The organism is Dyadobacter fanqingshengii (genome assembly GCF_023822005.2).
Taxonomy (GTDB): Bacteria; Bacteroidota; Bacteroidia; order Cytophagales; family Spirosomataceae; genus Dyadobacter; species Dyadobacter fanqingshengii.
Genome location: NZ_CP098806.1, coordinates 6,005,714 through 6,027,688, shown reverse-complemented (window position 1 = coordinate 6,027,688; position 21,975 = coordinate 6,005,714). Strand labels below are relative to the sequence as shown.

Here is a 21,975-nt window from a genome sequence, read left to right as displayed (position 1 = left end):
GCTCATTTAAAAGCCTGAATTCCGGTAATTTCTGCACCCAGGATCAACAAATGAATGTCGTGCGTGCCCTCGTAAGTGATCACGGATTCCAGGTTCATCATGTGCCGCATGATCGGATACTCTCCTGAGATGCCCATGGCACCGAGGATTTGACGACATTCTCTGGCAGTATTCAGCGCCATAGCCACATTGTTACGCTTGGCCATCGAGATTTGCGTGGTTGTAGCTTTTCCGTTGTTCATTAATGTGCCTAACCGCCACGCCAGCAGCTGCGCTTTGGTGATTTCGGTCAGCATTTCTGCCAACTTCTTTTGTGTCAATTGAAAAGCCGCAATGGGTTTATCAAACTGAATACGTTCCGCTGCGTATTGAACAGCGGTTTCATAACAGTCCATAGCAGCACCGATGACGCCCCAGGAAATGCCATAGCGCGCTTTATCCAGACATTGCAGCGGCGCTTTCAGCCCGGATGCATTGGGTAAAATATTCTCTTCCGGAATTAATACATTATCAAAAACCAGTTCCCCGGTCGCACTCGCCCTTAACGACCATTTGTGATGAATTTCCGGTGTTGAAAACCCTTCCATGCCGCGCTCCGCAATCAGCCCGCGCACTTTCCCATCTTCGTCCCTTGCCCAAACGATTGCTATATCGGCAAACGGAGCATTGGAAATCCAAATTTTGGAACCGTTGAGCAGATAGCCTTTTTCCGTTTTTGATATTCTGGTCTGCATGCCGGCTGGGTTGGAACCATGGTCCGGCTCGGTTAATCCAAAGCAGCCAATCATTTCACCGCTGGCCAGGCCGGGAAGATATTTACGTTTTTGTTCTTCGGATCCAAATGCAAAAATCGGCCACATGACCAGCGAACTTTGCACCGAAATGGTCGAGCGCATACCAGAATCGCCTCTTTCAATTTCCTGGCACATTAAGCCATAACTGATATAATCCAAACCGCCACCGCCATATTCAACAGGAATTGTCGCGCCAAAAACACCAATTTCACCGAACTTTTTGATTAAATGCAACGGAAATTCTGCCTTCTGGGCATAGTCCTCAATGATTGGTTTAATCTCCCTGTCCGAAAAGTCTTTGACAGTACTTGCAATCAGTTGCTGCTCAGTAGTTAGCAGATCATAGATGTTGAAGAAATCTGGGGTTGGCATAGAGATAAAGTCGATCAAGCATACATCAACTTACCTTTGGGTTTTGGAATTTCTCTTCCCAGCGCTTTGGCAGTCTCAATCCATTGATCGACCACAATTTGTGCATTCAGTAACGCCTCATTTTGGGTAGGGCCATCTGCCATGCAGCCCGGCAATTCCGGAACTTCCACAACAAATGTTTTATCCTCTTCGCTCCAATACATAATTAACTCGTATTTGCTATTCATAACTTACAAGTTTGTATTTCAAAATAATCCCTCTCACCTGTTTCACTTGATATGATTTAGCCTTATTACCATCAGGTTGAATATTTACAATTTCCGCAATATTTTCCTTATAAAAAATTCTGTGGCTTCCTCCTGTCGTTTTTTCTGTAAAACCCAGGTTTATTAAAACTAATCTTAGGTCATCAAAACTAAAATTGCTATCAGCAGATCCGGAAAGCAACTTTAAAATCAGCTTATCAAATTTTCCCATGTTCTGATTTAGTTATAGTGTGGTGATTCTGTGCACAATATAACAACAGTTACAACCAATGTTATAGAAAAAGCGTCTGAATAAATGGAAACCTTAATACTCAAAAGCCATGAAATTACGCTATCCTATATGTGTTACACTCCTGTTTGTCAGCATGTTTTCCTGCAAAGACGATGACGTTTACGCAGAAAACAATGGTCTCGTCGGCAAATGGAAAATGGTGGAGTTTTTATACGACCCAGGCGATGGAAGCGGCGAGTTTCAGAAAGCCTCAGAAGGAGAATCCAGTGTCGTAGAATTTAAAGCTAATGGCGATTTTAAAGAAACCAAGGGAGCGCTTTATTCATCCATCAATTCCTATACCAAATATAAAATCCTCAGCGACAAAAAGATAGAACTCAGCGGCGCGCCTGCGAGTAGCGCCTATCCCACTCATAACTGGACTTACAATGATCTCACGCCTACATCCGTCACGCTGGGTTTTGGCTGTGACGAAAGCTGCGCAGGGAAGTTTGTAGCCATAAAATAATGGGCATTACTACAACCAATCCTTAAAAATTTCCCTGCTATACACTAAATCCTTTTTGTGTGCTTCAACAGCGTCCATTGTCTTAGGCGATGTTTTTTCCAGACATTGTTCCAAAACAAGATGCGGCGTGACATTTAGTCCTTTTAATGTTGTAACGAGGCGGCGGTAATCAATGTCGCCATCACTAAATGCTTCCTGCCAAATTCCGTCTTTGGATTGCCGCAAATGCAGCTCTACGATCCGCTTTCCATATAATTTAACAATATCAAAAAGCGCAATCTGCGAATTGCCCGAACCCCGGTAAACCCAATGCACATCCAAACAAAGTGAAACGTTTTTAGGGTCCGTGGCGAGCAGCATATGGTGAAATTCCCGCGCTGCCGCACGCAGCTCCACATCATGCGTGTGGTAAGCAAGCGTCATGCCGCGTTTTTTCAATTCCGCTCCCAGTTTGTCGAGGTTTTTTGCTTGTTCTGCCAGTTCACCATCATTCTTATTTTCAGAGCCACCCCATTGCAGCGGATTGGGATTGGTCACAATGATCTTTGTATCAGCCGGTTTCAATGCGTCCGCGATCGCCAGAACCGATTCAATGGATTTTGTGGCTTCTTCGGCTTTGTGCAGCGAGCTGTTCACGTAAACCGACGGCATAACGAGCTGATATTTTTTTAAAACAGGTAATAACTTTCCAACTTCGCTGGCATCTGTAAATGCCGGTTCATATGCTTTCAGGCCCGTTGAAGCAAAATCTTTCAGCGACGCATCCAGGTTCGCGCCCCAGTCTTTCCCTTCCCGGGCATAGAAAGTAATCCATGAATATTGGTTGCAGGAAATGGGAAAAGTGGGTGCTATGGCTTCGGTTTCGGGTAAAAAAGCGGTCCCGGCCGAAACAGCCAGCGAATTGATAAATGTTCTCCGATCCATAGTCATGACGCAAAGCTGGTTAGCGAGTTCAGGTAATTTTAATCAAAGCTGAAAACGGGAGAATATTACCGTCTTCCTTACCTTTGCAGCATTAAAGGATAAATCCCTTTCCCAATGCATCAAACGCTTCAACTTACCCTGGCGCCCGAAATCGCGCTGGACGACGAGAATTTTCGTCAGCATATCATTAAAAAATTGCGGCTGCGCACGACCGACACGCCCATTATCCGCAAAACCCGCCAATCCATCGACGCCCGGAGCCGACAGGTTAAAGTAAATGTGCAGGCAGAAGTTTATGTCAACGAAACGCCGCCCTCGCTCATTGGATTTCAGCAGGATTATCCGGACGTAAGCAAAAAACCGCAGGCCCTGATCATTGGTTGCGGCCCGGCCGGCATGTTCGCGGCATTGCGGTTGATTGAGCTGGGCATTAAGCCGGTGATTTTTGAAAGAGGAAAAGATGTTCGTGCCCGACGCCGTGATCTGGCTGCAATTAACAAAGACCACATTGTCAATCCTGAGTCCAATTACTGCTTCGGCGAAGGCGGCGCAGGGACTTATTCGGATGGAAAACTATACACGCGCTCCAACAAGCGCGGCGACATCCGGCGCGTGCTGGAAATATTTGTCGGCCACGGCGCCAGCGAGCAAATCCTGATCGATACGCACCCGCACATTGGTACCAACAAGCTCCCCGTTGTAGTTTCCGAAATGCGCGAAAGCATTTTGAAAGCAGGTGGCGAAATTCACTTTGACACCAAAGTCACGGACTTTATCATGGATCAAAATGTGCTGAAAGGCGTCATTACCGATGCTAATAAGGAACATTTGGGCATTGGTGTAATCCTGGCAACGGGACATTCGGCGCGGGATATTTACGAGTTGCTGGATGCGAAAAAAATCTTAATCGAGAGCAAATCATTCGCAATGGGCGTGCGTATTGAGCACCCGCAAAACACCATTGACAAGATCCAGTATCATTGCGAAAACGACCGCGGGCCATATTTGCCCGCTGCTTCATATAGTTTGGTCACCCAAACACGCTACAAAGGCGTTCAACGTGGTGTTTTCTCGTTTTGCATGTGTCCGGGCGGATTCATTGTGCCTGCCGCGACGGCTTCCGGCGAAGTGGTCGTGAACGGCATGTCCCCCTCGCGCCGCGACTCGCCTTACGCTAATTCCGGCATCGTGGTTTCCATTGAGGAGCATGATCTTTTGCCTTACAAGGAATTCGGCGCATTGGCTGGGTTGCAGTATCAAAAAGAAATTGAACAAGCAGCTTGTCAGTTTGCCGGTGCAACGCAAACTGCACCTGCGCAGCTTGCATTGGATTTTGTGAAAGGAAAAGTTTCTTCACAGCTTCGCGAAACGTCTTATCAGCCCGGGTTGCAATCGGTTGACCTGCGGGAAGTGCTGCCAGCAGAGATCGCCTTCCCATTAAGCGAAGCGCTTTCTGATTTTGGACAAAAAATGAGGGGTTATCTTTCTAGCGACGCACAATTGATCGGCGTTGAAAGCCGGACCTCATCGCCGGTCAGAATCCCGCGAGAAATCGAAACCTGCGAGCATCCGGAATTGAAAGGCCTGTTCCCTTGCGGCGAAGGCGCCGGTTACGCCGGAGGCATCATGTCCGCCGCCATGGACGGCGAACGATGCGCCGCCCAACTAGCAAAATTATACGCCAACAAGAAAATCCAATAACTTCCGTATCCATCGTTGTATTCTTATATTTGCAGAAATGACGTTTGGATAGACACCTTACTCAACAATCTGCCTCTATGGCCACTTTGGGATCTTTTTCCTTATTTATTGATGCACTCACACAAAAACTGAAATATCCGCTGCCCGGGGAATCAGCGCACCGGATCATGCAGGCTTCCACAAAACTCCGACTGACATTCAAGCCCAACGCCCGCACCCGTAAAAGTGCCGTTTTGGTTTTATTTTATCCTTACAAAAACGAAATCTATTTCCCATTAATCCTTCGCCCGGCCTACGACGGCGTGCATTCCGGCCAAGTTGCTTTCCCTGGCGGACGCTTTGAGCTTACTGATGAAAACCTCATCCGCACAGCATTGCGCGAAGCGCAGGAGGAAATCGGTCTTCGGCTGAATGACGTTAAAATATTGGGCATCTTAACCGAATTATTCATCCCCGCGAGCAATTTCTACGTATTACCCGTCATCGCAACGATGCCTTACCGTCCCGACTTTTACCCCGACCCGCGCGAGGTGGAAGATATTTTTGAGATCAAATTAGAAGAAATTTCTGATATTGAAATTATCGGTTCCAGTGACATACAAGTCCGTGGCGAACAGGTCCATGCGCCGCATTACACGGTACAGGGATACAAAATATGGGGCGCAACAGCCATGATGATCAGCGAACTTCTGACCGTCCTGAACGCACCCGAAGGAGACCTTGAAAGCTAGAAATTCACGCTTTATTTGCTATATTAGCAGGTAATTCAAATAGATCTTCCGGTATAGTCTGCCCTGTTCCGTCCTTTTGGAATGGGATGGCGATGCATCGCAAACCGGCTGGTAATTATTACCTTACAAAAATTTACTGAGTACTTAAAACCTGGTTCCTCCTTCATTTATGGACGAAAACGGAGCTACGCCTGACGTAGAAGATAGCGGATTGCACGATAAACTGCCCATTTCGGGACTATATGAAAGTTGGTTTCTTGATTATGCATCTTATGTAATTCTGGAACGAGCGGTTCCAGCTGTTGAAGATGGCCTAAAACCCGTTCAAAGGCGCATTATGCATGCTTTGAACGAGATGGACGACGGCCGTTTCAACAAAGTTGCCAATGTTGTGGGTTCTTCCATGCAATATCACCCGCACGGAGATGCTTCCATTTACGACGCTATTGTAAACATTGGCCAGAAAGAATTGCTTTTTGACACCCAGGGAAACTGGGGTGACATCCGCACGGGCGACGGCGCTGCGGCGGCGCGTTATATAGAAGTACGTTTGTCGCGCTTTGCCAAAGAAATTGTTTTTAATGACGATACAACCGAGTGGCAACTTTCCTATGACGGACGTAAGCGCGAGCCGGTAACATTGCCGGTAAAATTTCCTCTCCTGCTCTCACTCGGTGTTGAGGGAATTGCGGTGGGCTTGTCTACCAAAATCCTCCCGCATAATTTCTGCGAGCTGATTGAAGCTTCAATCAACATTCTGCAGGGGAAGGACGTGATCGTTTATCCTGATTTCCTGACGGGCGGGCAAATTGACATTTCCAATTATAATGACGGTCACCGGGGCGGAAAAGTGAGGGTTCGCGCGCGGATCGAGGAAGAGGACAAAAAAATGCTCGTCATCCGTGACATTCCGTTCGGGACAACGACCACTTCCATTATTGATTCCATCATTAAGGCCAATGATACGGGGAAAATCAAGATCCGCAAAGTGGTGGATAACACGGCTGCGGAGGTTGAAATCCAGGTGCATCTGGCGCCGGGTGTTTCGCCTGATATTACAATGGACGCGCTTTATGCATTCACCGAATGTGAGGTTTCCATTTCGCCCAATGCCTGTATCATCATTGCCGACAAGCCGCATTTTGTCGGGGTAACCGAGATTTTAAAATACAACACAGGCCAGACGGTTCATTTGCTGCAACGCGAGCTTGAAATCAAGCGGTTGGCATTGCTGGAAAAGATCCTTTATGGCTCTTTGGAAAAAATATTCATTGAAAACCGCATTTACCGCGACATTGAGGAATGCGAAACTTTTGAGGCCGTAATCCGGACCATTGATAAAGGGCTTGAACCCTATAAGCCGCAATTCTACCGCGAAATTACGGACGACGACATTGTTGAGCTGACCGAAATCAAGATCAAGCGTATTTCAAAATACGATGGTTACAAGGCTGACGAGTTAATGAAAAAGTGGCAGGAAGAATTGGCTGAAACCGAAGATAACCTGGTGCATATCACGCGTTTTGCTATTGAGTATTACAAGGATTTGCTCAAAAAATATGGCAAAGGCCGTGGTCGCAAAACCGAGATCCGCGCATTCAATCAAATCTCTGCGAACATTGTGGCGGCCAATAACCAGAAGCTCTATGTAAACCGAGCAGAAGGATTTATTGGTTATGGACTCAAAAAGGATGAATTCGTAACAGACTGCTCGGACATTGACGACATTATTGTTTTCAAATCCGACGGAAAATGTTTGGTAACTAAAATTCAGGAAAAGGTTTTTGTTGGCAAAGACATTATTCACTGTGCGGTTTTTGTTAAAAACGATGAACGCATGGTTTATAACCTCGTTTACGTCGATGGTAAAACGGGCGTTTCGTACATCAAAAGATGCCAGATTACCGCCGTAACCCGAGACCGCGAGTACGAGCTTACACAGGGAACACCCAAATCAAAAATCACTTACTTCACCGCCAATGAAAATGGTGAAGCTGAGATCATTGCAGTAAGCCTTTCGGCGCAAAGCAAGGCAAAAGTGAAGCAGTTCGACTTCAATTTCGCCGATCTGCTGATCAAGAACCGCAGTGCGATGGGTAACATTCTGACCAAATATCCGGTCAGGAAAATTATATTAAAACAAGCCGGGCGCTCCACCTTAGGCGGCGTGGATATGTGGTTTGACCCGATCATAGGACGTTTGAACCGGGACGAAAGAGGCGAATATCTGGGCAATTTCGGTCCTTCCGACAGCATTCTGGTCATTTACAAAGAGGGTTCTTATGAGCTCACGAATTTTGACCTTACCAATCATTATGTGTCCAATGAAGTACTGCTTGTCAAGAAGTTTGATCCAAAAATGGCGATAACAGCGCTTTATTACGACGGTGGTCAGAAGAATCATTTTATCAAACGCTTCAACATTGAGACTTCCACGCGGGACAAAAAATTCCTGTTCATCAGCGATGCTAAAAACAGTAAGTTACTGCTGGCCAGCACAGATAAGCGTCCGAGACTCGAAGTTGTTTTACCAAAAACTGCCACCAAAGAACAATCAAAAGAAGAATATCTGATTGAAGAAATGGTCGATGTACGCGGGTGGCGGGCGATGGGAAACAAGCTCCCTACTGATAAATTCAAGGATGTACGCTGGCTGGAACCGCTGCCGGAGCCTGAGGATGACGTTGTAACATTAGCAGAAGTTGCTGATGAAGATGTTGGGGATGGAGAAGTTACGGACGGCGACATGGTGGATGGTGAAGTTATGGACGGCGAGACTGTGGATGGAGACGCTGTGGATGGAGAGATTGCAGACGCGGAAGAAAACGAAGACCCAGCAACCGAATCCAACACCCAGCAAAAGAGTCCAAAGGACGCACCATTTCCTACCCCCGGACTTCAGTCCGGAGAGACCAGCGAAAGCGCTCCGAAAGAGGGCAACCCCGCTGACGCCGATGAGCCGGAAACAAGTGAAGAGGACCCAAAACCAGAAGTAAAGTCAAAGAAAGAACCAAAAAAAGGGAAAGATCAGAAAAACCAGCTCGGCCTTTTTTAAATGAGATATCCAGAGAAATAAAAAACCAATATCAGCAACAAAACGCTGCTGACTGCGTACGGTTAAGAAGTACAACATTGCGTACGAAAGACCGGAATATTACAAAGAGTTGATACATTTAGAAGACAACTTCAAGTATACTGGTGAAAAGATTGATTAAAACCATATTACTCCTAATGTTCGCGTGCATGGTTTTTATCTTGCTTTGTAACCTTTGGGTTGTCTATTGTACAAGGCAGTATAATTACTTTTCAATCGAAAACCTGCCATCGAATGATGTTGCGCTGGTTTTGGGCACCAGCAGAAATTCGGAAAAAGGAAAGGAAAATCTTTTTTTTAAATACCGGATGGAAGCGACGGCCAGGCTCTTTAAAGAAGGCAAGATCAAATATGTAATTTTAAGCGGAAATAATGATTCACAATACTATAATGAACCGCTTGATATGCAAAGAGCGTTACTGAATCTTGGGATTCCCGAAAATGTGATGACGCTGGATTATGCCGGGTTCAGGACCTTTGATTCCATTATCCGTTGCAAAGAAGTTTTTAATCAGGACAACTTTACCATTATTTCGCAGAATTTCCATAATGCAAGAGCACTATATATAGCACACAATGAGGGGATTAATGCCATATCCTTTGCAGCGCAGGATGTGCCGGACGGTTATTCACTACGCACATTAGTCCGCGAATATCTGGCGCGACCGAAGGCTGTTTTGGATGTGCATATTCTGCGTCCGGCGGCAGATGTTACCTCAAATAATGAGATCAGAAAAAAATGAGAAATGGGAATGAGGGAAAAAATCTGCCACACGCATCGATTCAGAAATCCGGCTTGAAAAGGACATTATTATACTTCGTCTTCATTGTGCTGGTTGCCGGCAGCAAGTCTTTTTCGCAGACCACCTACACAATTAAAGGGAAAATCACAGATGCGTCGACAGGGGATGCCATTCCCTTTGCCAATGTTGGGATAAAAGCTTCATTATCAGGCGCCACAACCAACTTCGACGGATTTTACCAGATAACATTTACCCCACCCGCAGACTCTATCCTGGTTACTTATGTAGGTTATGAGAGCAAAAGCAAGCCCATCAAACCCGATGTAGCCGAGCAAACCATTGACATACAACTTTCCCCGGGAACGTTGCAATTGAGAGAAGTGAAAATCTTTGCGGGCGAAAATCCGGCTTATGCGATCATGCGCAAGATCGTGGCCGGAAAGAATAAAAACAATACAGATGAACTTGACGCCTACGAATACGAGAGCTATAACAAGATCCAGATTGACATTGATAACCTTTCCGATAAATTCAGGAACAGGAAGTCTGTCAAAAAAATGACGCATATCGTTGATAAATACGATGAAGTCAAAGGCGAAAATGGCGAAACGATCATTCCGATCTTCATATCCGAGTCTGTATCAGACGTTTATTACCGACGCAATCCAAAGAAAAAGAAGGAGATCATTAACAAGACAAAAGTTTCAGGCGTTGGTTTGACGGACGGGAGTCTCGTTTCCCAGGTGATCGGATCTTCGTTTCAGCAGTATAATTTTTACAATAACTGGCTGAATATCTTAGACAAAGACTTTGTTTCTCCCATTGCAGACAGCTGGAAAGTTTACTACGAATACTATCTGTCCGACAGTGTAAAAAACGGGGACAAATACGATTATCAAATTGATTTTGAGCCAAAACACGAGCAGGATCTGGCATTTACGGGTTCATTCTGGGTGGACGGCGACACGTACGCGTTGACGCAAATGGACGTGAATGTAGGTAAGCGCGCGAATTTAAATTTTATTGAAAAGATCAAGATTCAGCAATCCTATGAGTTTTTTGAAGAACAAAATGAATGGGTAACTTCCAAAACGCGCGTGCTGATCGACGTGGATGAACCCACGAAGCAAACCGCGGGAATGTTATTGAAGTTTTATTCGGCCAATTCAAAATACAAGATCAACAACCCGCGCGATCCCAAATTTTACGACACGGCTATCGAGCTGAAAGAAGATTACATGCAGCACGATTCCACTTTCTGGCAAAAAAGCCGCCCGGAAGCGCTGAGCTCTGCCGAACTCCTTTCATTTCAACTGGTTGACTCGCTCAAAGTGCTACCCGTCGTGAAAACTTATACGGAAATCCTCAACATTTTTGTAAACGGCTACAAGCGCATCGACAAATGGAACATTGACGTCGGCCCGTATTTATTTCTTTATGCCAATAACAACATTGAAGGTCACCGCGTCAGACTAGGCTTTAAAACGGACCCGGGTTTCAGTAGAAAATGGATTTTCAATGGCTACGGAGCATATGGAACCAAGGATAAGGAATTCAAATATGGCGCCGGAATGGACTATATCTTCGACCGAAAACCTTGGACCGTTGGCGGCATTTCCTATTCCAAAGATTTGGAACGACTAGGCCTTTCCGCTGAAACAATAGGGCCAAATACATTGTTTGGGGCTTTTTCCAGATTTGGGACGTTTAGAAGAGCCTACTGGCAGGAGGACATTTCCGCCTATTTCAAAAGGGAACTGGTGAAAGGTTTGACGGGCAGCATTCAAATTCGCCACCGCGATTTCAGGCCGCTATTCCCTTTCACTTACCGGACAAATCCCGAGGCGGGGATTGAGTCTCCGGTGAAAAGCACATTTGATATAACCGAAATAAATCTCGAAACGCGGCTGGCCAGTAAGGAAACATTTCTCCAAAATGACAATGAGCGTATTAGTATGGGCAACGGAAACTCGCCGGCTTTTACATTGCGTTACACATTGGGAATCAGGAATTTCCTGGGCGGGGATTTTAATTACAACAAATTCTCGTTCAACATTAAGCAAAGCTTCCGTTTTGGCGTCATTGGCAGGACTTATTATAATGTTACATTCGGTCTGATCCCCTCTACACTGCCCTACCCCTTGCTTTATACGCCGCTCGGAAATGAGTCGCTTTTTTATGTTGATAATGCATTCAACCTCATGCGTTACTTTGAATTCATGAGCGACCGATATGTTTCACTACGTATGGAACACAATTTCGAAGGTTTTTTATTAAACAGAATTCCTGCGATCAAAAAACTCAAACTGCGGATGTTGGCAACCGGAAAACTGTTTTACGGAAGCGTAAGTGATGCAAATCTTGAATTATCTACAACGCAGGATGAGTCGGGCAATGAGGTTCAGGTTTTTAATAAGCTGAAAGATTTGCCTTACATCGAGCTTGGTTACGGAATTGACAACATTCTTAAATTCGGGCGGGTGGATTTCGTGCACAGGCTTACCTATCTTAAAAATCCGAATGTCACGCCGTTTGCAGTGAAGATCTCGTTCTGGTTCAGCTTGTAAGCAGGATCAGATCCGTTTGAGGTCTTTTGATGCGTAAGTTAAATGCACCAACTGCCCCACTTCCATATCCATCCGGTTTCTGTAAAAGGACAATTTCTCTTTTTTTGCATTGATACAACGAATTTCCCAATGGTTTCCATGGAACCGGATTGCTTCCACTTTGCCCTGCCACCTGCTTTTTTCAGGATTTTTGGTAGGTTTGATTTTCTCCGGGCGGATGTAAAATTGTTTGGCGTTCACATCATCGGTAAGCCAGTTAATGTCGCCCGTCAGCTCTGCTACGTAACTATCTATCGGCTGATTATAAACCTCCTGCGGCGTTCCGATCTGAATAATTTTCCCCTCCCGCAGCACCGCGATCCGATCCGACCAGGCCAATGCATCGGCGGCTTCGTGTGTAACGAAGACGCAGGACATCTTTTGCTGTCTGCGCATGTTTTCTATTGCACTGGCCAGCACGCGGCGGTTATGGTTGTCTAAATGCGCAAATGGTTCGTCGAGGAGCAGAACGTCCGGTTGCTCGGCCAATGCTTTGGCGATGGCAGTCCGCTGTTTTTCGCCTCCCGACAAAAGCTTGGCTTTCTGGTTTTTCACATATTCCAAACCGGTAACCAGGAGTAGTTCGTTTACTTTTTCCTTTCTATAACCCGCATCATAAAAACGCAGCGAGTAGGCAATGTTCTCTTCCACTGTCTGATTAGGGAAAAGTTCAAATTCCTGGTGAATGAGTTTGATGGATTCGTGGCCGGGAATGAGCTCGCCGCTTACGGGTTTCAATTCCTGCTCTTTAAAAAAGACTTTCCCTTCCTCCGCATCCTGAAAACGTCCCAGAATGCGGAGCAAGGTGCTTTTACCCGACCCGCTTTCGCCTAATATGCCAAGCCATTCTCCCGCATTGAGCTGTAAATCAATGTTGGCCAGAACCGGTTTTGCACCAAAGCTTTTTGTAAGGGATTGCGCGCGCAGGGTAATTTTGTCTTTTCCCACTATGCCCAGGTGATCTTGCTTTCCATTGGCGTACGACGTGCCGGCGCTTCCGGTGCATCGTGGTAACCCATGAAGTACAATCCAAGGCATTTCTGGTTTTCAGGAATTCCTGCGAATTGGGCCAAAAGGTCCAGCACACCCGGGCTGCTCCAATACGAACCGATGCCGTAAGCAGTTGCCGTAAGCCACATATTTTGCACTGCGCAAGCCACAGAAGCGGTTTCTTCCCATTCCGGAAGCTTGTCAGGATGCAATTCTGCGCAGATCAGCACGACAACATTGGATTTAAGCACTTTTTCGCCTGCCGCGTCATATCTTGCCTGCGAAAACGATTCGGGAGGCGTTACGGTGCGATATCTTTCTGTGAAAAACCCGGCAAGCTTGTTCAGGCTTTCACCTTTGTAAACAACGAAACGCCAGGGCTCTGTTAATTTATGGGTTGGGGCATAGTTGGCATTTTCAAGAATCGTTAGCAGGACTTCCTCGGGAATGTCCTTTTGAATATAACTGGGCGGAAAAATGCTGCGTCTGGTACGGATTACATGATTTACTGCCTCTACTGTTTGTTCCATTACACTAAAATTTACTTCTGATTTGTCAAAAAAACAAAGCTAGCAATCTGTAACTAAAATTTACCAACATCTAGCACAACTTTGCCGTTAAACAATTAATTTGGGCGGCTCCTTGGTGAAATGCGCTAAATTGGCCTCAATAATTTCACTTCAATCAAACCTGACACAGTATGCTTGTTACTACTACTCCGAACATTGAAGGCAAAAAGATCATCAAGTACATTGGTTTGGTAAACGGGGAAGCCATCATCGGCGCCAACTTTTTCAAAGATTTCCTGGCCGGGATCCGGGATGTAGTGGGCGGTCGCTCCGGCTCTTATGAGCAAGGCCTGCGTGAGGCCAAAAGCATTGCGATTCGGGAAATGATGGATCAGGCCCAAAGGTTAGGCGCCAACGCCGTAATCGGCGTTGACATTGACCTGGAAACCATTGGCGGGAATAGTTCGATGCTGATGGTCAGCGCGAACGGAACGGCAGTTTGTTTCGAATAATCAGAAGCAAACCAAATCAGAAAACTTCTCTGGCGATCTGCGCAACGTTATCCGATTTCCCCATTGTATAAAAGTGAAGCACAGGCACACCATATGCTATTAATTCTTTGCATTGGTGAATCCCCCATTCGATTCCAACTTTACGCACATCTTTATCCGTCGCACATTTCTCAACTTCGCTAACGAGTTCATCGGGAAATTCGAGGTGGAAAATTTGTGCAAGCACTGAGAGTTGTTTTTTGGTAGCCAAAGGTTTCAGGCCCGGAATGATAGGCACAGTAATGCCTTCTGCACGGCACCTTTCCACAAACTGGAAATACTTTTGGTTATCGAAAAACATCTGGGTTACTATATAATCAGCGCCCAGCTCTACTTTTTTGCGTAAATGGGCATAATCCGTGTCAAAGCTCGTTGCATCAAAATGTTTCTCAGGATAACCCGCGACGCCGATGCAAAAATTGGTCGGCCACATTTCCGTTTCACCATTCAGCAGCTTTCCCTGGTTCATATCATGCACTTGTTTCACCAATTCCGAAGCATAGGAATGTCCGCCCTGCTTGGCTTTGAAAACACCTGCCGACTTTTCAGCATCGCCGCGTAACACGAGCACATTGTCAATGCCGAGATAATGGAGATCGATCAGCACGTCTTCGGTTTCATCTTTTGTAAAGCCGCCGCAAATAATGTGCGGGACTGCATCCACATGAAAGCGCTCCATTAACCTTGCGCAAATGCCTACGGTGCCCGGTCTTTTCCGAACCGGGATGCGTTCGATCAAACCGTCCTGCCCAACTCTGTCAATTAATTCTTCTCGGTGATAGGTAACGTCGACAAAAGGAGGTTTGAATTCCATCAGAGGCTCGATAGAATTAAGCAACTCATTGATGTTCTGCCCTTTTAATGGTGGGATAATCTCAATGGAGAAAAGTGTTTTACCTTCTGCCTGACGAATGAACTCGGTAACTTTGGTCATGAAGCGATGTGGTGTGTTCTGATTTAGGACACAAATAAACAAAAAAAATGGCCTACCGCATAACAGTAGGCCATTCCACGTAAACCCTCCTCTATCAGTGTTCGTCAAAAATGTTATTGGGTGTCTGACAGGGCGTCAGTCCCAGGCAACAATTTGCTTGACTGAATACTAATAACTAAAATTCTGTGCCAAATTATTAAACAAACATTATGCTACCAAAATTTATCAAAGTTTTTTTATAACCGCGTAGATTTTTTACTACAAAAAATCCGATTGATCCTGTTATTTGGCCTGCCCCGAATAATGCCTAAATTGACCAGTGTTTAATTATGCGTCAAATCCGGGAATTCATTCCCCATGTTTTACCACTAATTTTTATCGCGTGATTTGACGCGTCATTTCGATGTGTTCAATGTCATCTTCAAGGTAAATATCGCTCGATTGTATAAAACCAAACGAGCCGTAAAAGGTTTTCAGATATAACTGGGCTCCTATCCGGATAATGCTTTTACCATACAGCAGCTCAACTTTTTTTATAGATTCATTTAAAAGTTCAATACCAAAACCCATGCCTCTGCCCTGTCCTGAAACCGCGATCCTGCCGATAGAAACATATTCATAGGAAACACCCGGCGGCACAATGCGGGAAAAGGCCATTAGTTTTCCATCCTGATAGCCCGACAAATGGTGTGATTTCTGATCTTTGCCGTCCAGGTCCAGAAAGCAACATTTTTGTTCCACCACAAAAACCTCATTGCGCAATTGCAAAATATCATAAAGTTCGCGCGTATTGAGTTCATCGAATGTCTTGAAGTGCCAGTCTAATTTCAGATCCATCTGTAACAGTTGTTCTTGAAAGAATATATTTTTACCTGATTTAAATCGTCTTTCATAAATTTGCAGCGAATTAACAATATAACATTTTACAAAGCTAAGCATGGGAAGAGCTTATGAATATAGAAAAGCGCGGATGTTCAAGCGTTGGGACAAAATGGCCAAAACCTTTACAAGGATTGGAAAAGACATTGTCCTTGCCGTAAAAAGCGGAACCGCTGATCCTAATACAAACGCAAGGCTTAGGGTTCTTTTGCAAAACGCCAGAGCCGCCAACATGCCGAAAGACACGGTTGAAAGGGCTATAAAGCGTGCGACGTCCAAAGACCAGGAGGATTACAAAGAAATGGTCTACGAGGGTTACGGCCCGCACGGCGTCGCAATTCTTGTGGAAAGCACTACTGATAACCCCACGCGGACCGTTGCCAATGTGCGCAGCTATTTCAATAAGCTCGGCGGAAGTCTGGGCACAATGGGCATGCTCGATTTTATTTTTGACCGGAAGTGTATTTTCAAAATCAAGAATACGGGCTCGAAGGATCTGGAAGAATTTGAGTTTGAACTGATCGACGTGGGCGGTGAAGAAGTGTTCCTGGACGAAGAAACCAACCAGATCAACATTTATGGAGAATTCACCGCATTCGGCGCTTTACAGCATTACCTGGAAGAAAACGGTTATGAGATCGTAGAAGCGGATTTTGAACGCATTCCCAATGACACCAAAACACTCAGCGATGAAGAGGTTGCCGAAGTGGAAAAGTTGATTGAAAAGATCGAGGACGATGACGACGTGCAGCGCGTTTATCACAATATGGGTTAATGCAGCGCGATGATCTCGTGTTGTCGTTTCATAAATTCAAATTTATCGCCGGGACCTTTTCCCAACAGCGATGCGCCAACGGGCGACGAAGAAGAGACTGCCATAGCGGTCTCTTCTTCTATTTTTACGGCTCCCAGGCTCACGGCGATGAAAAACCAGCCCGCAGTTGTTTCTAACAACGATCCCACCGAAGCACGCACAGAAACCTCATTTTCGTGTATTTTTTCCAAAACCAATCTTTCCAGACGGACCTGCTCATATTGTCTGGCGTGCATATTTCTGTCCAGCTGGCCCATGGAGCGGGATGTCTCATATTTATCTCCCATTGAACTTTTTCCCTGATCATTTGCCGATGACTGCGCCGCTTCCATCGCATTCCACGCCACCATCATGCGCTCTTCCAAAAGTGATTTTATATGGGTTATTAATGCAGCCTTATTCATTTTATTCCAACTTTTTTAGTCGATATTTCAACCAGGAAAAAGCCTGGCAGCGTCCCAAAGATAGTCAGCGGCGATGAAGAAATAGGAAGGGGAAATTTCCAAATGCGTTTTCGCGTTGCCAGCTTCCTTATTATCTTTGCCAAACTTTCTTGAATACCAGCAATGACAAAACTTTCGGTCCGGCACTTACTTGGAATTAAAAACCTGAACGAGAATGACATTCATACCATCTTAGACACGGCAACGCAGTTCAAGGACGTCATTAACCGGCCCATCAAGAAAGTCCCATCGCTCCGGGATATCACCATAGCAAACGTTTTTTTCGAAAATTCAACCCGCACAAGGCTCTCTTTTGAGCTTGCTGAAAAGCGTCTTTCCGCTGACGTAGTTAATTTTTCTGCTTCGGGAAGCTCGGTAAAAAAGGGCGAAACGCTGCTCGATACGGTCAATAATATCCTGGCTATGAAAGTGGATATGATCGTGATGCGCCATAGCAGCCCGGGAGCGCCACATTATCTGTCGACACGCATCCCCGCAAACGTTGTGAACGCAGGCGACGGCACGCACGAGCACCCTACGCAAGCATTACTCGATGCTTTTTCCATGCGCGAAAAACTGGGCGACCTCACCGGAAAGAAAATTGCGATAATTGGAGACATTACGCATTCACGCGTTGCACTTTCCAATATTTTTTGTTTGCAAAAATTGGGAGCAGAAGTCATGGTTTGCGGACCATCCACATTGATTCCCAAGCATTTGGACGAATTGGGTGTAAAAATCAGCCATAATGTAAAGGAAGCATTGCAATGGTGCGACGTAGCGAACGTCCTCCGCATTCAGCTGGAACGCCAGCAGATTAAATATTTTCCCTCATTAAGGGAATATTCACTCTATTATGGCATTAATAAAGCCATGCTGGATGATTTGAACAAGGAAATCGTCCTGATGCACCCTGGCCCGATCAACCGCGGGGTTGAACTTTCATCAGACGCTGCCGATTCCAGCCATTCTATTATCTTAAATCAGGTTGAAAACGGGGTTGCCGTGCGGATGGCTGTGCTCTATTTGCTTGCTCAGCAATAACTCAGCATCTCACTTCTTTTCTTTTTACTCCTAACCTGCCTGCGTCCCAGATTTTTTGAATGTAATCGGGAGCATAAGGCACTTTGCAAGCCGTATTGCCCATATTCACCTTCACTTTCCCGATCCTGTTCCCAATCGCCATTGCCTTCTCGGCCAATGGTTTATAATAAGACCCAACCGCGATCACAAAACCATTCATTACATACCGAACCTGATTGGGTGCGTCGTGAATTTCCCTTTCAACGCGGTCCAGCAACTGATCAATTTCCTCTTTGTCAATCTTTTCATCCGGCGTAAGCGCCATCAGGCAACCCCATGTTGACCAACCCGCATCCGCCGTCAGCTCTTTGTCAGATTCGATCCATTTCCGCGCCATTTCGAATCCATAGGGACTCTCAGCAGCATTCCAGGCAACGGTGAACTCGCTGATCATATGCCACGGCGCGCGTTCAATCCATTCGTCCAGCACTTCCGGCGTCAGCAAAGATGGATTTGACATTAGTCCGGCCAGATACATGGCATCCGAATTGCCTGTTTTATATAATTCAAGCGCGAGTTGGTGATTGTTTTTGTGTTTTTTCAAAATAGGCTTCATATCGCCAATCTTCACCCCGTACATGGGTTCCACGCCACCATGATTCAGGAAAGTTTTCAGGGTTTGCTCGCTGCCCAGCGCTGCCAGCTGGGTCATAATGTCCTTCACCTGGTTCATCATAGGCTTATTATTTTTACTACAAAATATAACAATTTTAGATAAAACTTTACCTTTACCCGCATCCATAAAATCTGTTTCTGATGATCCACACGGAAGGAATGCTTCGCGACGACGCATTGAAAAACAAGACCATTATTATAACGGGAGGCGGCACGGGACTAGGTAAATCCATGGCCACCTATTTTCTGAAATTAGGAGCTAACATTGTGATTTGCAGCCGACGCCTCGAAGTTCTCGAAAAAACCGCCAGAGAAATGGAAGAGACTATTGGCGGCAACATTTTAGCCGTTGAATGCGACGTCCGTAAACCCGAGCAAATTGAAAATGTGATTGCAAAAGCAATTGAGAAGTTCGGCAGCGTGAATGGTCTGGTCAATAATTCGGCGGGAAATTTCATTAGTCCAACCGAAAGATTGTCATACAAAGCGGTGGATGTGGTCGTTGACATTGTTTTGCGCGGCACCTATTATTTCACACTTGCTTTGGGCAAATACTGGATTGATAACAACATCAAAGGAACGGTCCTGAACATTTCAACAACGTATGCTTGGACAGGTTCGGGCTGGGTGGTCCCCTCCGCCATGGCGAAAGCCGGCGTGCTGGCCATGACCAAATCACTGGCGTTCGAATGGGCGGATCACGGGATCAGGCTGAATGCAATTGCGCCGGGACCATTTCCTACAAAAGGAGCCTGGGAGCGACTTTTTCCGGAAGAACTTGCCGAAAAATTCTCCTTCGAAAGCCGCATTCCACTGGAACGTGTGGGCGATCACCAGGAACTGGCCAATCTTGCCGCTTACTTGATGTCTGATTTTTCAGCCTATATGACGGGTGAAGTGATAACCCTGGATGGCGGCGAAGTGCTGGCTGCCGGTCAGTTCAATTTCCTGAAAGAAGTAACTGACGATCAGTGGGATGCGATTGAAGATCAGATTAAGAATGCCAATCGTGCGAGTAAGAAACCAGAATAAAAATTTTCTTACCGTTTTATTGGGTAATTTTACCTGTTCGTTCGTTATTTGACAAATGATGAAAACATGTACATGAGAACTACTTTAAGCTTTTATATTTGTGTTTTAACTGCCTCGTTGCTAGCTGGATGTGCGTCATCCAACAAGCCCATGAAGCAATTGCCGGAAGCTCAGGTTCGCCCAATACAGCAATCAGCGCCGGTTAACGAAGAACTTTCCCTGATTGCCATTCAAAGTAAATATTTGTTGAAAGACACCACGCAGACGAGAGTTTATCTGTACGTGGATGCTTTCAAAGGCAAAAACCCCATTTCACCAGCTGAATTTATCCGACTTTATAATCTTAACTACGTCATTTACTCGGACTACGGAACGCGCGATCGTCTGGGTTATGGCAATGTAAAACTAGATTCCTCGAATGTTTCCCAGGCCGGTCAGAAAATCGTGATTGCCTACGATCTCAAAAGCCCTGATAAAGAATATGGTGTCCTGCTGAGCGAAATAAGTCAGACGGGAACATTGAAGAAAGTGCTTAATGATCTCACGATCAGGTTTAAAAAGCAGGGTGTTAATGAAACATACGGCGTTTATACGGCAAGCAGCAGCCAGCCATTGCAGCGGCATTATATCAATTCCAATGAGCCATTTACATTAAAAAAGGCCACCGGTGGAAGCGAGCAGCTGCATGTATATTACTACAATCATGATTTTGAGGCAGCCGGTTCACCTATGAATATTGCTCCTAAAAATGTCAGCAAATCACTTGAAGTTGACAGCTCTTTCCTAATCAGTTCAGATCAGCAGATCACATTTACAAAAGAGGGCTTATATAACATTTTTGCAGACACAACACAGTCAGAAGGATTGGGCGTACTTGTCGTAAATGAGCGTTTTCCAAAGATGACGCGTCCGCAAAACCTGCTCGGGCCGCTGCTTTACATGAGCACCAACAATGAGATCAACGAGATTAAAAAAGCAGAAGATTACAAAAAAGCACTGGATAAATACTGGCTTACATTAATGAACGGAAATGCACCTTTGGCGCAGCAGTCCATTCGTTCATTTTATAGTCGGGTTGAGGAAGCAAACCAGCTCTTTACTACATACAAAGAAGGATGGAAGACCGATAAAGGCATGATTTACATCGTGTTAGGCCCACCAGACAAAGTTCAGCGCAGCAAGGATCGGGAAGTTTGGACTTACGACCAACGCGGCAATGCGCAGAATGTCAATTTTACATTTAATAGAAAAAACAATCAATTCGTGGATGATCATTATGAACTGGTTCGCTATGCCGAATACCAGCCCATTTGGTATCCAGTTGTAGAAGCATGGAGAAACGGCAGTATACGGTAAGAAAACCCGCCCCAAGACAGTCCCAGGCCGACATGGTTTTTGGTACGCAGTCTGTACTTGAAACCCTTCGTTCGGGAAAAGAAATAGAACGATTATTCATTCAGAGAGAGTTCGGACTTGCTGAAATTGAGAAACTTGCGAAGGAATTAGGCGTTCCTTTTCAGCGCGTTCCTGTTGAAAAACTCAACCGCGTAACACGGAAAAATCACCAGGGCGTTATCGCTTTCGTATCTCCGATCCAGTATATGCCCCTCCATAATGTGCTCACGCAGGTTTATGAGGAAGGCAAAACACCCTTACTGCTTCTTTTGGACAGAATCACCGACGTAAGAAACTTCGGAGCCATCGCAAGAACAGCAGAATGTGCTGGCGTACAAGCGCTTATCGTGCCAACAAAAGGTGGCGCTCAGATCAATGCGGATGCAATGAAAACCTCATCCGGCGCACTGAACTTCCTGCCCGTTTGCCGCGAACCAAACCTGTACGAAACATTGCAATATCTCCGCAACAGCGGTTTACAGATCATTGCCTGTACAGAAAAAACAGAAAAGTCACTCTACGAAATCGATTTCTCAATCCCTACGGTTATCATTATGGGTTCTGAGGAAGATGGTATTTCCAAGGAATTCATCCAGCTTGCAGATTCAGGAGCAAGGATTCCTTTGAGCGGACAAGTAGAATCGCTGAATGTTTCTGTGGCTAGTTCGATTGTGTTGTATGAGGCTGTGAGGCAGCGGATTAAAATCTGATATCGGAATTTTTATTAAAAGGAATTTGTTTATATTTGCGTAACACCTG

Annotated in this window: 22 protein-coding genes; 12 read left to right on the top strand and 10 right to left on the bottom strand. The window is 45.5% G+C overall.

Features of this window, described 5'->3' with window-relative positions:
- Positions 1-2 precede the first annotated feature (2 nt).
- Genes NFI81_RS25315 through NFI81_RS25305 form a run of 3 tightly spaced genes read right to left on the bottom strand, consistent with a single transcriptional unit; the run spans position 3 to position 1,643 of the window.
- Positions 3-1,166 carry an acyl-CoA dehydrogenase family protein gene (locus NFI81_RS25315; RefSeq protein WP_234615629.1) on the bottom strand — a complete coding sequence of 388 codons (1,164 nt, stop codon included), beginning with the start codon at positions 1,164-1,166 and terminating at the stop codon, positions 3-5.
- 14 nt (positions 1,167-1,180) lie between these two features.
- Positions 1,181-1,393 (bottom strand): type II toxin-antitoxin system HicB family antitoxin, encoded by a 213-nt coding sequence (locus tag NFI81_RS25310; protein WP_234615630.1) that lies wholly within the window; start codon positions 1,391-1,393, stop codon positions 1,181-1,183.
- The gene (locus tag NFI81_RS25305; protein ID WP_234615631.1) at positions 1,386-1,643 is read right to left on the bottom strand and encodes a type II toxin-antitoxin system HicA family toxin; all 258 of its coding nucleotides are present in this window, start codon (positions 1,641-1,643) and stop codon (positions 1,386-1,388) included. The genes NFI81_RS25310 and NFI81_RS25305 overlap by 8 nt, the downstream gene beginning before the upstream one ends.
- A gap of 109 nt (positions 1,644-1,752) precedes the next feature.
- Here NFI81_RS25305 and NFI81_RS25300 point away from each other — a divergent pair, with 109 nt between their 5' ends.
- The gene (locus tag NFI81_RS25300; protein WP_234615632.1) at positions 1,753-2,172 is read left to right on the top strand and encodes a hypothetical protein; all 420 of its coding nucleotides are present in this window, start codon (positions 1,753-1,755) and stop codon (positions 2,170-2,172) included.
- A 9-nt stretch (positions 2,173-2,181) separates the two neighbouring features.
- Here the strand turns inward: NFI81_RS25300 and NFI81_RS25295 are convergent, their stop codons facing one another.
- On the bottom strand, positions 2,182-3,102 hold the full coding sequence (locus NFI81_RS25295) for a sugar phosphate isomerase/epimerase family protein (protein ID WP_234615633.1): 921 nt from the start codon (positions 3,100-3,102) through the stop codon (positions 2,182-2,184).
- Positions 3,103-3,210: 108 nt separating this feature from the next.
- Between NFI81_RS25295 and NFI81_RS25290 the strand changes: the two genes are divergently transcribed.
- From NFI81_RS25290 to NFI81_RS25270, 5 genes are all read left to right on the top strand, one after another.
- On the top strand, positions 3,211-4,797 hold the full coding sequence (locus NFI81_RS25290; RefSeq protein WP_234615634.1) for an NAD(P)/FAD-dependent oxidoreductase: 1,587 nt from the start codon (positions 3,211-3,213) through the stop codon (positions 4,795-4,797).
- Between the two features lie 77 nt (positions 4,798-4,874).
- Positions 4,875-5,528: an NUDIX hydrolase gene (locus NFI81_RS25285; RefSeq protein ID WP_234615635.1), complete on the top strand. Its 654-nt coding sequence runs from the start codon at positions 4,875-4,877 to the stop codon at positions 5,526-5,528.
- A 169-nt stretch (positions 5,529-5,697) separates the two neighbouring features.
- Complete coding sequence (locus tag NFI81_RS25280; protein ID WP_234615636.1) at positions 5,698-8,583, top strand: DNA gyrase/topoisomerase IV subunit A; 2,886 nt, start codon at positions 5,698-5,700, stop codon at positions 8,581-8,583.
- Between the two features lie 188 nt (positions 8,584-8,771).
- Positions 8,772-9,365 (top strand): SanA/YdcF family protein, encoded by a 594-nt coding sequence (locus tag NFI81_RS25275; RefSeq protein WP_310587669.1) that lies wholly within the window; start codon positions 8,772-8,774, stop codon positions 9,363-9,365.
- Positions 9,362-11,932 (top strand): DUF5686 and carboxypeptidase-like regulatory domain-containing protein, encoded by a 2,571-nt coding sequence (locus tag NFI81_RS25270; RefSeq protein WP_234615637.1) that lies wholly within the window; start codon positions 9,362-9,364, stop codon positions 11,930-11,932. The genes NFI81_RS25275 and NFI81_RS25270 overlap by 4 nt, the downstream gene beginning before the upstream one ends.
- Positions 11,933-11,938: 6 nt before the next feature.
- Here the strand turns inward: NFI81_RS25270 and NFI81_RS25265 are convergent, their stop codons facing one another.
- On the bottom strand, positions 11,939-13,009 hold the full coding sequence (locus tag NFI81_RS25265) for an ABC transporter ATP-binding protein (protein WP_234615638.1): 1,071 nt from the start codon (positions 13,007-13,009) through the stop codon (positions 11,939-11,941).
- Positions 12,919-13,491 carry a nitroreductase family protein gene (locus NFI81_RS25260; RefSeq protein ID WP_234615639.1) on the bottom strand — a complete coding sequence of 191 codons (573 nt, stop codon included), beginning with the start codon at positions 13,489-13,491 and terminating at the stop codon, positions 12,919-12,921. Before NFI81_RS25260 ends, NFI81_RS25265 begins: the two co-directional genes overlap by 91 nt.
- 170 nt (positions 13,492-13,661) lie before the next feature.
- Here NFI81_RS25260 and NFI81_RS25255 point away from each other — a divergent pair, with 170 nt between their 5' ends.
- Entirely contained in the window at positions 13,662-13,982 is a 321-nt protein-coding gene (locus NFI81_RS25255) for a heavy metal-binding domain-containing protein (RefSeq protein WP_233797065.1), read from the top strand.
- 16 nt (positions 13,983-13,998) lie between these two features.
- On the opposite strand, the gene metF is transcribed toward NFI81_RS25255, so the two are convergent.
- Both metF and NFI81_RS25245 read right to left on the bottom strand, forming a co-directional pair.
- Positions 13,999-14,955 carry a methylenetetrahydrofolate reductase [NAD(P)H] gene (gene metF / locus NFI81_RS25250; protein ID WP_234615640.1) on the bottom strand — a complete coding sequence of 319 codons (957 nt, stop codon included), beginning with the start codon at positions 14,953-14,955 and terminating at the stop codon, positions 13,999-14,001.
- 375 nt (positions 14,956-15,330) lie between these two features.
- Positions 15,331-15,792 carry a GNAT family N-acetyltransferase gene (locus NFI81_RS25245; protein ID WP_234615641.1) on the bottom strand — a complete coding sequence of 154 codons (462 nt, stop codon included), beginning with the start codon at positions 15,790-15,792 and terminating at the stop codon, positions 15,331-15,333.
- Between the two features lie 100 nt (positions 15,793-15,892).
- Between NFI81_RS25245 and NFI81_RS25240 the strand changes: the two genes are divergently transcribed.
- Positions 15,893-16,609, top strand: a complete 717-nt coding sequence (locus tag NFI81_RS25240) for a YebC/PmpR family DNA-binding transcriptional regulator (RefSeq protein ID WP_234615642.1) — start codon at positions 15,893-15,895, stop codon at positions 16,607-16,609.
- Here NFI81_RS25240 and NFI81_RS25235 read toward each other — a convergent pair.
- Positions 16,606-17,052 carry a transcription elongation factor gene (locus tag NFI81_RS25235; protein ID WP_234615643.1) on the bottom strand — a complete coding sequence of 149 codons (447 nt, stop codon included), beginning with the start codon at positions 17,050-17,052 and terminating at the stop codon, positions 16,606-16,608. The two genes, NFI81_RS25240 and NFI81_RS25235, sit on opposite strands and share 4 nt — an antisense overlap.
- 162 nt (positions 17,053-17,214) lie before the next feature.
- Here NFI81_RS25235 and NFI81_RS25230 point away from each other — a divergent pair, with 162 nt between their 5' ends.
- The gene (locus NFI81_RS25230) at positions 17,215-18,135 is read left to right on the top strand and encodes an aspartate carbamoyltransferase catalytic subunit (protein ID WP_082215567.1); all 921 of its coding nucleotides are present in this window, start codon (positions 17,215-17,217) and stop codon (positions 18,133-18,135) included.
- 1 nt (position 18,136) lies between these two features.
- Here NFI81_RS25230 and NFI81_RS25225 read toward each other — a convergent pair whose 3' ends face one another.
- Entirely contained in the window at positions 18,137-18,850 is a 714-nt protein-coding gene (locus NFI81_RS25225) for a DNA alkylation repair protein (RefSeq protein WP_234615644.1), read from the bottom strand.
- Between the two features lie 80 nt (positions 18,851-18,930).
- Here NFI81_RS25225 and NFI81_RS25220 point away from each other — a divergent pair, with 80 nt between their 5' ends.
- The 3 genes from NFI81_RS25220 (at position 18,931) to rlmB (ending at position 21,926) form a co-directional block, all read left to right on the top strand.
- A complete protein-coding gene (locus tag NFI81_RS25220; protein ID WP_234615645.1) occupies positions 18,931-19,821 on the top strand; it encodes an SDR family oxidoreductase in 891 nt (296 codons plus the stop codon).
- Positions 19,822-19,971: 150 nt separating this feature from the next.
- Positions 19,972-21,177, top strand: coding sequence for a GWxTD domain-containing protein (locus tag NFI81_RS25215; protein ID WP_310589253.1), 1,206 nt, complete (start codon positions 19,972-19,974; stop codon positions 21,175-21,177).
- Positions 21,153-21,926, top strand: a complete 774-nt coding sequence (rlmB, locus tag NFI81_RS25210) for a 23S rRNA (guanosine(2251)-2'-O)-methyltransferase RlmB (RefSeq protein ID WP_234615647.1) — start codon at positions 21,153-21,155, stop codon at positions 21,924-21,926. The genes NFI81_RS25215 and rlmB overlap by 25 nt, the downstream gene beginning before the upstream one ends.
- The last annotated feature ends 49 nt before the right edge of the window (positions 21,927-21,975 follow it).

Bases quoted from the DNA above. Each gene is read 5' to 3' on its own strand.
- NFI81_RS25255 (WP_233797065.1), top strand. From the start codon at position 13,662: ATGCTTGTTACTACTACTCCGAACATTGAAGGCAAAAAGATCATCAAG.
- NFI81_RS25260 (WP_234615639.1), bottom strand. From the start codon at position 13,491: ATGGAACAAACAGTAGAGGCAGTAAATCATGTAATCCGTACCAGACGC.
- NFI81_RS25280 (WP_234615636.1), top strand. From the start codon at position 5,698: ATGGACGAAAACGGAGCTACGCCTGACGTAGAAGATAGCGGATTGCAC.
- NFI81_RS25220 (WP_234615645.1), top strand. From the start codon at position 18,931: ATGATCCACACGGAAGGAATGCTTCGCGACGACGCATTGAAAAACAAG.
- NFI81_RS25290 (WP_234615634.1), top strand. From the start codon at position 3,211: ATGCATCAAACGCTTCAACTTACCCTGGCGCCCGAAATCGCGCTGGAC.
- NFI81_RS25235 (WP_234615643.1), bottom strand. From the start codon at position 17,052: ATGAATAAGGCTGCATTAATAACCCATATAAAATCACTTTTGGAAGAG.
- rlmB (WP_234615647.1), top strand. From the start codon at position 21,153: ATGGAGAAACGGCAGTATACGGTAAGAAAACCCGCCCCAAGACAGTCC.
- NFI81_RS25305 (WP_234615631.1), bottom strand. From the start codon at position 1,643: ATGGGAAAATTTGATAAGCTGATTTTAAAGTTGCTTTCCGGATCTGCT.
- NFI81_RS25265 (WP_234615638.1), bottom strand. From the start codon at position 13,009: ATGCCTTGGATTGTACTTCATGGGTTACCACGATGCACCGGAAGCGCC.
- metF (WP_234615640.1), bottom strand. From the start codon at position 14,955: ATGACCAAAGTTACCGAGTTCATTCGTCAGGCAGAAGGTAAAACACTT.
- NFI81_RS25270 (WP_234615637.1), top strand. From the start codon at position 9,362: ATGAGAAATGGGAATGAGGGAAAAAATCTGCCACACGCATCGATTCAG.
- NFI81_RS25230 (WP_082215567.1), top strand. From the start codon at position 17,215: ATGACAAAACTTTCGGTCCGGCACTTACTTGGAATTAAAAACCTGAAC.
- NFI81_RS25240 (WP_234615642.1), top strand. From the start codon at position 15,893: ATGGGAAGAGCTTATGAATATAGAAAAGCGCGGATGTTCAAGCGTTGG.
- NFI81_RS25285 (WP_234615635.1), top strand. From the start codon at position 4,875: ATGGCCACTTTGGGATCTTTTTCCTTATTTATTGATGCACTCACACAA.
- NFI81_RS25310 (WP_234615630.1), bottom strand. From the start codon at position 1,393: ATGAATAGCAAATACGAGTTAATTATGTATTGGAGCGAAGAGGATAAA.
- NFI81_RS25225 (WP_234615644.1), bottom strand. From the start codon at position 18,850: ATGATGAACCAGGTGAAGGACATTATGACCCAGCTGGCAGCGCTGGGC.
- NFI81_RS25245 (WP_234615641.1), bottom strand. From the start codon at position 15,792: ATGGATCTGAAATTAGACTGGCACTTCAAGACATTCGATGAACTCAAT.
- NFI81_RS25275 (WP_310587669.1), top strand. From the start codon at position 8,772: ATGGTTTTTATCTTGCTTTGTAACCTTTGGGTTGTCTATTGTACAAGG.
- NFI81_RS25315 (WP_234615629.1), bottom strand. From the start codon at position 1,166: ATGCCAACCCCAGATTTCTTCAACATCTATGATCTGCTAACTACTGAG.
- NFI81_RS25295 (WP_234615633.1), bottom strand. From the start codon at position 3,102: ATGACTATGGATCGGAGAACATTTATCAATTCGCTGGCTGTTTCGGCC.
- NFI81_RS25300 (WP_234615632.1), top strand. From the start codon at position 1,753: ATGAAATTACGCTATCCTATATGTGTTACACTCCTGTTTGTCAGCATG.
- NFI81_RS25215 (WP_310589253.1), top strand. From the start codon at position 19,972: ATGAAGCAATTGCCGGAAGCTCAGGTTCGCCCAATACAGCAATCAGCG.